Origin of the sequence: Vibrio sp. V10_P2A27P122, assembly GCF_963874335.1 — a bacterium.
Taxonomy (GTDB): Bacteria; Pseudomonadota; Gammaproteobacteria; order Enterobacterales; family Vibrionaceae; genus Vibrio; species Vibrio anguillarum.
In genome coordinates, this window is record NZ_CAWNHY010000161.1 from 1 (window position 1) to 3,633 (window position 3,633).

The 3,633-nt window shown below is 45.1% G+C and carries 2 protein-coding genes; both read left to right on the forward strand.

Features of this window, described 5'->3' with window-relative positions:
- The first annotated feature begins 523 nt into the window (after positions 1–523).
- Positions 524–3,412, forward strand: a complete 2,889-nt coding sequence (locus AACQ17_RS07615; RefSeq protein ID WP_094146909.1) for a pyridoxal phosphate-dependent class III aminotransferase — start codon at positions 524–526, stop codon at positions 3,410–3,412.
- A 16-nt stretch (positions 3,413–3,428) separates the two neighbouring features.
- Positions 3,429–3,633: saccharopine dehydrogenase NADP-binding domain-containing protein (locus tag AACQ17_RS07620; protein ID WP_170935181.1), on the forward strand; the 205-nt coding region annotated here is incomplete at its 3' end.

Here is a 3,633-nt window from a genome sequence, read left to right on the forward strand (position 1 = left end):
TACGAGGGCTGATTCATTTTATAAACTAACCATTTGATTTATCAATATTCTTAATCAATAGAAAATTTAAGTTTTTATCGATTTATTGAAAATTATTGCCAGCGTAATTATTTTTTGATATTTTTCGCACCAATCTCGGACAGTAGCTTCTGGGGGACACGCGTAATGACCATTCAGGCTGATTGTGACATTACGTAGGGTAGGTATCAGCAAGTCCTTTTGTTGATAGACGGGATACTCTTGCAGCGGGAGCTGCATGTGAATGGGAAACCCAACATTGAACTCATCATCACTTAACACACTGACGTTAATCAGCTTTGTACTTCCTCTATGCCCTGTGCTTGAAGACAGTTCTATCACCGAACCTTGATTCTCTGATTTAGTAATCTTTCATCGAAGACGATGAACCAATTTCCGTTTTTGCCTTTTGGCTAATACGGAGCTTATTGCTATGTCATATTTCCTTATATTCAAACCAAACCAAGGAAATAGGCGGAAATTTTCACATTCAAGGGGAAGGGAAATGAGCACAGCCTTTGAAGTCGATAACACTATCGCAAACATTTTTTCATCTCAGGTACCTGTTGTTGAAGGTATTTATGATCTCACACCGGACCAAATTCTACTCGATCAAATTGAGCATGAATCTGAAGTTCGTTCATACCCACGCCGTCTACCGATTGCCATCAAGCAAGCTTATGGTGCGTTAGTAGAAGATACGCGCGGACAAATTTTCCTCGACTGCTTAGCGGGCGCGGGAACGTTGGCGCTTGGGTATAACCATCCTGAGATCAATCAAGCACTGAAAGAGCAGTTAGATTCAGGTCTGCCATATCAGACATTGGATATGACAACGCACGCTAAAGACAAATTCATCAAGCAAGTAAAAGCATTTTTGCCTGAAGAGTTTGCAAAAAATTCCGCGATTCAATTTTGTGGACCTTCTGGTGCGGATGCCGTTGAAGCGGCTATCAAGCTGGTGAAGCAGACAACGGGTCGTAACACCATGTTTGCGTTTCGCGGTGCTTACCACGGCATGACCAACGGAACGATGGGCATGATGGGCAACCTGAATACCAAAGCTCGTCGCACAGGGTTAATGTCGGATGTGCACTTTATGCCATTCCCATACAACTTGCGCTGCCCGTTTGGTTTAGGGGGCGATGAAGGTGCCAAAGCGAGCATTCGCTACATCGAACGTCTGCTGAACGATGACGAAGCAGGCATCATGAAACCGGCGGCCATTATTGTTGAACCTGTTCAAGGTGAAGGTGGCGTCATTCCCGCTCCAGCATTCTGGCTGCGTGAGCTACGCCGTATCTGCGATGAACACGGTATTTTATTAGTTTTCGATGAAATTCAATGTGGTGTAGGTAAATCGGGTTACCGTTTTGCATTTGAAGAGTCTGGCATTTGTCCTGATATTCTTTGCTTATCTAAAGCCATTGGTGGTGGTCTACCAATGTCTATTCTTGTGTTCAAGAAAGAGATCGATACTTGGAAACCGGGTGAGCACACAGGCACGTTCCGTGGTAACCAATTGGCTATGGTTTCTGGTGCGAAAGCGTTAGAAATTATTTTACGTGATAACCTCGTTGAACACGCTAATGTCGCGGGTCAGTACCTACGCCAAGGTCTTGAAGCGATTCAACGCCGCGTGAATTGTATTGCGGAAGTTCGTGGCAAAGGTTTGATGCTCGGCCTCGAGATTCGTAAACCAAACGGTGAAATGAACAAATTTGGCGAGCCAATGGCCGATGGTCAATTAACACTCGCTATCCAACGCGCAGCACTTGAGCGTGGGTTGATGGTTGAAAAAGGTGGCCGTGAAGGATCCGTTATTCGTTTCTTACCACCGATTATCATCTCATTCGAGCAGATCGATTTTGCCCTGCGCACTCTTGAAACGGCGATTTTAGCTGCAGGTGGCGGCGAGAAAGATCCAGAGCCAGAAAATCAAGCGTGGAAGAAGCATTTTATCCAAACCGGTGAAATGGGTAGCAATGAATTTGCCGCTGTGATGAACCATGCCACTTCTGTGATGAAAGCTGTCTTTGAACAAGCCAAAGCGCCTTATTCAGGTTTGGATCCAAAGCAGCTTGAAGAAGCGATTTACGCAGTAGATTTGGATAACAAAAATGCGCCATTGAAGGATGTGATCTCTGAAATGGCAGATCTGGTAGCCAAAAATTCCATTATCGTTCAACACCCAGATTGTATTGCTCACCTGCACACGCCACCCTTGATGCCATCAGTAGTGGCTGAAGCGATGATTGGTGCATTAAACCAGTCTATGGACTCATGGGATCAATCGTCTTCTGCTACCTATGTTGAGCAGAAAGTGATTGATTGGATGTGTGAAAAATACGAACTCGGCGCTCAGTCGGATGGTATTTTCACCAGTGGTGGCACGCAAAGTAACCAAATGGGCTTAATGTTAGCTCGTGACTGGATTGCCGATAAATTAAGTGGTCATTCTATTCAAAAGCTGGGCTTACCTGAGTATGCCGATAAGCTGCGTATTGTGTGCTCGAAAAAGTCGCATTTCACCGTGCAAAAATCAGCCTCTTGGATGGGGTTGGGCGAGAAAGCCATTTTGGCGGTTGATGCGAATCCAAACGGCACAATGGATGTCACCAAACTGGAAGCGGTTGTTGCACAAGCGAAAGCGGAAGGTCTTATTCCTTTTGCTATTGTTGGAACAGCAGGCACAACGGATCACGGTGCGATTGATGATCTGTCGACGATCGCGGATGTAGCACAGCAACATGATCTATGGATGCATGTGGATGGAGCATACGGCGGTGCATTGGTTCTAAGTAGCCATAAAGCACGTTTGCACGGTGTTGAGCGTGCGCACTCGGTCAGCGTCGACTTCCATAAATTGTTCTTCCAAACGATCAGTTGTGGCGCGGTGTTGCTCAAAGATAAAAGTCACTTCAAGTATCTACTGCATCATGCGGATTACCTTAACCGTGAACATGATGAACTGCCAAACTTGGTGGATAAATCTATTTCTACGACCAAGCGTTTTGATGCATTGAAAGTGTTTATGACAATGCAAAACGTAGGCCCTAAGGCTTTGGGTGAGATGTACGATCATCTGCTAGAACAAACACTACAAGTGGCAGATTTAGTTCAGCATCACGATGCTTTTGAACTCTTGGCTGAGCCTGCTCTCTCCACCGTGTTATTCCGTTCCGTGGATAAACAAGCGGTAGATTTTGACGAGTTGAACAAAGCGTTGCGTTTAGAAGCATTGACACGTGGTGTCGCGGTGTTGGGCGAGACGATTGTGGATGGCAAAACAGCGCTTAAATTCACCATTTTAAACCCATGCTTACAACTGTCAGATTTCAAAGCATTACTTAATAAGATTGAAGTACTAGCCTCTGAGCTAGCCAAGGTATAAAGGAATACAAACAACCATGTCTATTTTACAAATTGGCGCGGGAGGCGTTGGCTGGGTTGTCGCACATAAGGCGGCCCAAAACAACGACATACTCGGTGATATTGTTCTTGCTTCTCGTACTCTTGAAAAGTGCGAGAAGATCATTGAATCGATCAAAGGAAAAAATAACCTTAAAGATCCAACTAAAAAACTTGAGGCACGCACCGTCAAGGCGGATGACG

Coding starts and splice junctions, on each gene's coding strand:
- AACQ17_RS07615 (WP_094146909.1), top strand. CDS start 524: ATGAGCACAGCCTTTGAAGTCGATAACACTATCGCAAACATTTTTTCA.